Genomic DNA, 7,340 nt, shown 5'->3' with positions numbered 1-7,340 from the left:
GGCGGCGGCACCCGCAGCCGCCGAGGGGGTGGTCGCTTCTGAACTGTCGCCCGGTCCCCCAGCCCGTCGACGCGCCCGCCGCACGGCATCCCGAACCTGATCAACCGACCTCAACCGAACTCCGATAGGAAGGAAATCCGATGGCGAAGCAGTCCATCTTCGGTCGCATCTCGACGCTCCTGAAGGCGAACATCAATGCACTCCTCGACTCCGCCGAGGACCCGCAGAAGATGCTCGATCAGCTGGTGCGCGACTACACCAACTCGATCGCCGACGCCGAGTCGGCCATCGCCGAGACGATCGGCAACCTGCGCCTGCTCGAGCGCGACCACCAGGAGGACGTCCAGGCGGCCGCCGAGTGGGGCAACAAGGCGCTCGCGGCGAGCCGCAAGGCCGACGAGCTGCGCACGACCGGCAATACCGCCGACGCCGACAAGTTCGACAACCTCGCCAAGATCGCGCTTCAGCGCCAGATCAGCGAGGAGAACGAGGCGAAGGCCATCGCGCCGACCATCGCGTCGCAGACCGAGGTCGTCGAGAAGCTCAAGGACGGCCTCAACGGCATGAAGCAGAAGCTGGAGCAGCTGAAGTCGAAGCGCTCCGAGCTGCTCGCGCGTGCGAAGACCGCCGAGGCTCAGAACAAGGTGCACGACGCCGTCAAGTCGATCGACGTACTCGACCCCACGAGCGAGCTCGGCCGGTTCGAAGACAAGGTGCGACGGCAGGAGGCGCTCGCCACGGGCAAGCAGGAGCTCGCCGCGTCGACGCTCGATGCCCAGTTCAACCAGCTCGAAGACGTCGGGGAGCTCACCGAGGTCGAGGCGCGCCTGGCTGCGCTGAAGACCGGCGGCACCCCGCAGGCTGCCCTCGGCAGCTGATCGATCCGCCACGGAGGGCGTCGCATCCACGGGTGCGGCGCCCTTCGGCGTTCGCGCACGGAGGAATCGCCGACGGATGCCGCGGGCCCGCGCGTGCGCGAAGATGAGGGGATGACGCGATACCTGGTGGTCCCGCAGTGGCAGGGAAGCCCCTCGTCCCGGGCGATGCAGCTCATCGACGGGGCCCAGGCGATCGCCGGTGATCTGCCGCGGTCGGCCACCACGCTCCTCGACGTGCCGATGGAGGCCGGCGAGTCACAGGGCAGCGGCATCCATCGACTCACCGCCCTGCAGCGCATCCGCGGCATGATCGAGGACGCGCTGGACGGCCACGACGAGGCGGTGCTCACCGTGGGCGGCGACTGCGGCGTCGCCCTCGCCCCCATCGCGCACGCCGCACGGCGCACTCCGAAGCTCGCCGTCGTGTGGATCGACGCCCACCCCGATCTGAACGCCCCCGGGTCCTCGCCGTCGGGCGCGTTCGCGGGCATGGTGCTGCGCGCCGTGCTCGGCGTCGGCGATCCCGGATTGACACTCGCGTCCGGCACGGTCGACCCTCGGCGGGTCGTCGTCGGCGCGGCACGCTCGTACGACGACGACGAGCTCGCCGCGGTGGCAGACCTCGGCATCGCGACGCTGACCGTCGAGCAGCTGCGGGACCCGGCATCCCTCGCGTCCGCCGTCGCCGCGACGGGTGCCGACGCCGTGTACATCCACGTCGACGTCGACGCCCTCGACCCGGCCGAGATCGCCGGCAACGCGCATCCCGAGCCGTTCGGGGTGACCGTTGCCGAGCTGACCGCCGCGATCGCCGAGGTGCGGGCCGGGGCGCCGCTCGCGGGCGCATCGCTCACGGGCTACTCCCCCGCCTCCATCGCCTCTGCGCACGACGACCTGGGCGCGATCCTCCGGGTGATCGGATCGCTCGCGTGAGCCCGGTTCCCGCGCCTCCGCGAGGGTGGCGCGCCGCAGCGGAGCGCGCCGTGGTGCGCGGCCGGCGCATCGACGGCTGGATCCCGCCCTTCCTGCTCGACTCGCCGGTCAGCCGGGTCGGCTACTGGTACGGGTGCACGGTGGGCTGGGTGTGGGGCTCGCTGTGGAGCACCGGCCGGGTCGAGAAGCGGGAGGGCCTGTGGGTGTTCCGCGGGATGCCGCGCTGGACGTTCCCGCGTGGCGGCGTGTGCGTGGGAGGCTGCTTCCTCACCGGTGACGGCCGCGTCTCGGCGGCCCTGCTGCGGCACGAGGCGGTGCACAAGCGGCAGTGGCAGCGCTACGGTCTCCTGATGCCGCTGCTGTACACCCTCGCCGGCCGCGATCCGCTGCGCAATCGCTTCGAGATCGAGGCCGGTCTCGAGGACGGGAACTACGTGCCCCGCGGCGCGGCGTGACCCGCCGTCACGGCTCGTTCGTACCCAGTGCACCCGCGCCGGGCGCGGAGCGACGACTCAGCCCGCGACGCCGAGCCTGTAGTGCTCGGGGGCGTGAATCGATGCGCGACGGATGCCGAGTCCGACCAGGTGATCGACGATGTCGGCCGTGCCGAGGTAGCCGCCGAGCAGGTGGATGCGGGTCTGGTCGTCCTCTTCGCACAGCATCTCGTCGGCCCACGCGGTGACGGCGCGGGAGAGCGCCTCGCCCGAGGCGCATCCGCGGCTCGTGCCCGGAGCGCCGCTGCGCTGTGAGCGGTCGAGCCACGTCACGACCATGCGGGTGGGAGCCGAGATCTCGCCCTGCCACGAGGCATCCGGGATCTCGATGAACACGCGGCCGGTCGAGCAGATCGGCAGCGTCGAGAGCACGGCTTCGAGCTCGGCGAGCGAGGACTCGTCCGCCGTGATGAGGTGCTGCACGCGCGTGTGCCGTGAGGAGCGGCACGCCGACGCGTTGTGTTCGATGCTGTGGACCATGACGAGTCCACTATACCGCGAATGAAGGGTTGCCTTACCTCAGCCTGAAGCGGAGCGACACGATCACGAGGTCCGCAGCAGCACGCGGCGCAGTTCCGCGATCTCGTCATCGCCGAGTCCGTGCGCGCGCAGGTACTCCGCGGCCGACCCGTAGCGGTCGGCGACATCGTCCAGCAGCGCACGCATCACGGGCGCGGGCGAGCGCGTCGCAAGGTCCTCGAGGTGCACCGCCTCGGGATGCATTGAGCGCAGCACCTGCACGATCGCGCGGTTGCGGCGCTCAGGCAGCAGCCCCTCGGTGCGCGCGTAGTCCGCCACCACTGCCTCGGGCTCGACGCCCGCCGCCGCGAGGGTCAGGGCGACCGTCACGCCGGTGCGGTCCTTGCCGACCGTGCAGTGCACCAGCACGGGCTGGTCGGCGAGGATGCCGCGCACGACGTCCACGACACCGGCCGACGAGTCCTCGATGAGCCGTCGGTACATCTCGTCCAGGCCGATGTCGTCGGCGAAGAACGACTCGACCGACCCCAGGAACAGCGGGACCCGCTGCACGACGACGTCCATCCCCGCGATGCGGCTCGGCTCGAAGGCCACCTCGGCATCGGCGCGCAGGTCGATGATGCGCCGCAGGCGCAGCTCGCCGAGCGCACGCGAGCCGGCGTCGTCGAGGCGCGCGAGGTTGCCCGAACGGTAGAGCACGCGGTGACGCGTCACCGCGCCGCCCGTCGCGGGAAGTCCGCCCACGTCGCGGAGGTTCATCGCACCGGACACGTGCGGGTCACGCGGTGCGAGCGCACCGCGTTCCCGCTGCGCGTCAGCGCCGGGTGAGGGGGGCGTCGGGACCGTCACCATGCCGTGCCCGCCGCCGCGTCCGCGTCCTCGCGTGCGAGGTCGTCGCGCGGCGGCACGTCGTAGCGGCCGGCGACCGCGATGCGGTTGAACGCGTTGATCGACACGAGGATCCAGCTGAGCGCGACGTACTCCTGCTCGCTCAGGATGCCGCCGACGCGGTCGTAGACCTCGTCGGGCACACCGTCGTCGTGGATGAACACGAACGCCTCGGCCAGCTCGAGACCGGCGCGCTCACGTTCGGAGAACACCCCGGAGTCGCGCCACACCGGAACCTGCGCGATGACGTCGACCGATACGCCCGCCCTGACCGCGCGATCGGCGTGCATGCGGACGCAGTACGCGCAGCCGTTGAGCTGCGACGTGTGGATCTGCACGAGCTCCTTGAGCCGGTCGTCCACGCCGCTCGCGGCCGAGATCTCGCCGACGGTCTGGGAGAACGCGGAGAGCGCCTGGTAGGCGGGGCGCGCAGCGCGCGACAGGTGCACGCGGTGTTCATGCGTCATCTCGCCAGCCTACCGAGGGCCACCGCGAGCGCCACGGGTCTCTCCTGCGTGCGAGACAATGGCCGGGTGAACGAACCCACCGACGAGTTCTCCTTCCTTCCCGAGCAGGCCGCCGAGACCGGCATCGACGCACCCGTCCCCTGCGGCGAACGCCTGTCGCTGGCGTTTCCCGACGGCCGCACGCTGAGCGCGCTGCGCTACGCGCCCGCCGACTCGTCCGCGCCGTCGCCGGTGGTCACGTTCCTGCACGGCGCGGGACTCAACGCCCACACGTGGGACACCACGATCCTCGCGCTCGGGCTCCCCGCCCTTGCGATCGATCTGCCGGGGCACGGCGACTCGTCGTGGCGCTCCGACGCCGCGTACGTCGCGCGCGTGCTCGCGCCGGACGTCGCGGCCGGGATGGATGCCTGGACCAGTGCTCCGCAGGTGCTCGTCGGGCAGTCGCTCGGCGGCTTGACCGCCGCGGCCGTGGCGGCGTCGCGGCCAGACCTCGTGCGGGAGCTCGTCGTCATCGACATCACCCCAGGCATCGATTCGAACGCGGGCCCCACGCAGATCCGCGAGTTCTTCGCCGGCCCCGTCGACTGGGCCTCGCGCGACGAGCTCGTCGACCGCGCGCTCGCGTTCGGGCTCGGCGGCGGCACGCGGCGCAAGGCGGAGCGCGGCGTGTACTTCAACTCGCGCGTGCGCCCCGACGGTCGCGTCGAGTGGAAGCACCACTTCGCCCATCTCGCGAACGCGATGGCCGCGTCGCCGGAGGCGGCCGAGGCCGGTGCGACCCAGCAGGACGCCGTGAGCGCCGTGCTGGGCGAGTCGGGATGGGAGGATCTCGCCGCCGTGGCGGCGCCCACGACGCTGATCCGCGGCGAGCGCGGGTACGTGACGGATGCCGATGCCGACGAGTTCGCGCGGCGCCAGGCCGAGGCATCCGTCGTCACGGTCCACGCCGGGCACAACGTGCAGGAGGACGTCCCGCTCGAACTCGGCGAGCGCCTGCGCACCCTTGCCGTCGCGGAGTGAGCGTTCCACGGCACTGCGGAGCTGCAACACTTCTGTTTCGTTCCTGGTCGCGGGTTCTCGCTCCGCCTCGTGATGTCCCTAGGCTTGACTACCGCACCGGCCGCCGCAACGCCCGTCGCGCCGCCGGCGCCCGCACAGCACGCGGGCCCCCCCCGAAAGGACCTTCATGCTCCGTCGCTCCGTCCTCGCCGCCGCCTCGCTCCTGGCGGCGGGAGCGCTCCTGCTGACCGCCTGCAGCCCGGGGGCCGAGCCCGCACCGACGGCGACCGGCGAACCCGACCCCGAGGCATCGGTCGCGATCCGTCTCGTGCTCGAGCCGGGGAACCTCGACATCCGCCAGACCGCCGGAGCGGCGCTGGACCAGATCCTCGTCGACAACGTGTACCAGGGACTGATCGCGCGCACGGCCGAGCAGGACATCGCCCCGGCGCTCGCGAGCGACTGGACGGTCTCGCCCGACGGACTGACCTACACCTTCACGCTGCGCGAGGGCGTGGCCTTCCATGACGGTCAGCCGCTGACCCCGCAGGACGTGGTGTGGTCGCTGACGACCCGCAAGAACACGCCGGACTGGAGCGACTCCGGTCGTCTCGCGAACGTCGCCACGATCGCCGCAGAGGGCCAGGACATCACCCTGACCCTCACCGAGCCGGACTCGAGCCTGCTGTGGAACCTCACCGGACGCGCCGGCATCGTCCTGAAGGAGGGCGACACCGTCGACTACAACACCGCGGCCAACGGCACCGGGCCGTTCGTGCTCGACGAGTGGCGTCAGGGCGACAGCATCACGTTCGTCCGCAACGATGCGTACTGGGGCGAGCCGCCGCAGGTCGCCGAGGTCGTGTTCGACTACATCCCCGACAACCAGGCCGCGCTGAACGCGGCCCTCGCCGGCGAGGTCGACGTCGTCACCGGATTCGACGCCAACCTGCGCGAGCAGATCGAGGCGAACGGCGACTTCGTCCTCGAGCTCGGCCAGTCCACCGACAAGGGCACGCTCGCGTTCAACCAGGTCTCGGGGCCCCTCGCGGACGTGCGCGTGCGGCAGGCGATCCGGCAGGCGATCGACCACGACGCGATCATCGAGGCGCTGGCCTCGGGGCAGACGCAGTACGGTCCCATCCCCGAGCTCGACCCGGGCTACGAGGACCTCTCGGACGTCGCCCCCTACGACCCGGAGGCCGCCCGCGCCCTGCTCGAGGAGGCGGGCGCCGAGGATCTCGAGCTGACGCTGACGATCCCCAGCTTCTACGCCACCACGATCCCGCAGATCCTCGTCTCCGACCTCAACGAGGTCGGCATCACCCTCGAGGTCGAGTCCGTCGACTTCTCGACCTGGCTCAACGACGTCTACATCAATCAGGACTACGAGCTGAGCTTCGTGCTGCACACCGAGGCACGCGACTTCGAGAACTGGGCGGACTCCGACTACTACTTCACCTACGACAACCCCGAGGTGCAGGAGCTGTACGCGCAGTCCCTGGCGGCGACCGACGATGACGAGGCGGCCGACCTGCTGCGGGAGGCGGCGCGCATCGTCGCGGAGGACCACGCCGCCGACTGGCTCTACACCGGCGCCTCGGTGATCGCGGTCGGCACTACCATCACGGGTATGCCCTCGATCAACGTGAACGAGCGCCTGAACCTCGCCGAGATCGCCAAGAGCGACGGGTGATCCGGTACGCGCTGATCCGGCTCGGCCTGCTCCTGCTCGGGCTGTTCGTCGCCAGCGCTCTCATCTTCCTCACCCTGCGCGTGCTGCCCGGTGACGTCGCGCAGCTCATCGGCGGCGTCAACTCGACCCCCGAGCAGCTCGCGGCGATCCGAGAGCGGCTGGGCCTGGACCAGCCTCTTCCCGCGCAGTACGTGGAATGGATCGGCGGGGTCTTCCACGGCGACCTCGGCACGTCGCTGCTGACCGGCTCCGCCGTCGTCGACGAGCTCGCCCAGAAGGCGCAGGTGACCGTGCCCCTCGGCATCCTGTCGCTCCTCATCGCCGTGCTGATCAGCGTGCCCCTCGGCGTGCTGTCCGCGATGCGTCGCGGGCGGGCCGACGGCACGGCGCTCAGCGTCGGCGCGCAGGCGCTGGCCGCGGTGCCGGTCGTGTGGGCCGGAATGATGCTCGTGGTCGTGTTCGCGGTGTGGCTCGGGTGGCTTCCCGCGCAGGGCTTCCCGCG

At 71.2% G+C, this 7,340-nt stretch carries 9 protein-coding genes; 6 read left to right on the top strand and 3 right to left on the bottom strand.

From position 1 onward, the window contains the following. Positions 1-140 precede the first annotated feature (140 nt). From EIO58_RS09720 to EIO58_RS09710, 3 genes are all read left to right on the top strand, one after another. Complete coding sequence (locus tag EIO58_RS09720; protein WP_127819370.1) at positions 141-878, top strand: PspA/IM30 family protein; 738 nt, start codon at positions 141-143, stop codon at positions 876-878. 111 nt (positions 879-989) lie between these two features. Then, complete coding sequence (locus EIO58_RS09715) at positions 990-1,811, top strand: arginase family protein (RefSeq protein WP_127819369.1); 822 nt, start codon at positions 990-992, stop codon at positions 1,809-1,811. Next, positions 1,808-2,266 (top strand): Fe-S oxidoreductase, encoded by a 459-nt coding sequence (locus EIO58_RS09710; protein WP_127819368.1) that lies wholly within the window; start codon positions 1,808-1,810, stop codon positions 2,264-2,266. The genes EIO58_RS09715 and EIO58_RS09710 overlap by 4 nt, the downstream gene beginning before the upstream one ends. A gap of 57 nt (positions 2,267-2,323) precedes the next feature. Here EIO58_RS09710 and EIO58_RS09705 read toward each other — a convergent pair whose 3' ends face one another. The 3 genes from EIO58_RS09705 to EIO58_RS09695 all read right to left on the bottom strand — a co-directional run bounded on the left by EIO58_RS09705 (position 2,324) and on the right by EIO58_RS09695 (position 4,140). Next, positions 2,324-2,785: an SIP domain-containing protein gene (locus EIO58_RS09705; protein WP_127819367.1), complete on the bottom strand. Its 462-nt coding sequence runs from the start codon at positions 2,783-2,785 to the stop codon at positions 2,324-2,326. Between the two features lie 63 nt (positions 2,786-2,848). Continuing rightward, entirely contained in the window at positions 2,849-3,637 is a 789-nt protein-coding gene (locus tag EIO58_RS09700) for a tyrosine-protein phosphatase (protein WP_127819366.1), read from the bottom strand. Further along, a complete protein-coding gene (locus EIO58_RS09695; protein WP_127819365.1) occupies positions 3,631-4,140 on the bottom strand; it encodes a carboxymuconolactone decarboxylase family protein in 510 nt (169 codons plus the stop codon). Before EIO58_RS09695 ends, EIO58_RS09700 begins: the two co-directional genes overlap by 7 nt. Positions 4,141-4,206: 66 nt before the next feature. Here EIO58_RS09695 and EIO58_RS09690 point away from each other — a divergent pair, with 66 nt between their 5' ends. The 3 genes from EIO58_RS09690 to EIO58_RS09680 all read left to right on the top strand — a co-directional run. Further along, positions 4,207-5,163, top strand: coding sequence for an alpha/beta fold hydrolase (locus EIO58_RS09690; RefSeq protein ID WP_240658695.1), 957 nt, complete (start codon positions 4,207-4,209; stop codon positions 5,161-5,163). A gap of 166 nt (positions 5,164-5,329) precedes the next feature. Beyond that, the gene (locus tag EIO58_RS09685; protein WP_127819363.1) at positions 5,330-6,838 is read left to right on the top strand and encodes an ABC transporter substrate-binding protein; all 1,509 of its coding nucleotides are present in this window, start codon (positions 5,330-5,332) and stop codon (positions 6,836-6,838) included. Beyond that, the coding region (locus tag EIO58_RS09680; protein ID WP_164861613.1) for an ABC transporter permease at positions 6,835-7,340 on the top strand (506 nt) is incomplete at its 3' end. The genes EIO58_RS09685 and EIO58_RS09680, both read left to right, overlap by 4 nt.

Source organism: Microbacterium sp. CPCC 204701, from assembly GCF_004010105.1.
GTDB lineage: Bacteria > Actinomycetota > Actinomycetes > Actinomycetales > Microbacteriaceae > Microbacterium.
This window is presented reverse-complemented; position numbering and strand designations above follow the sequence as displayed.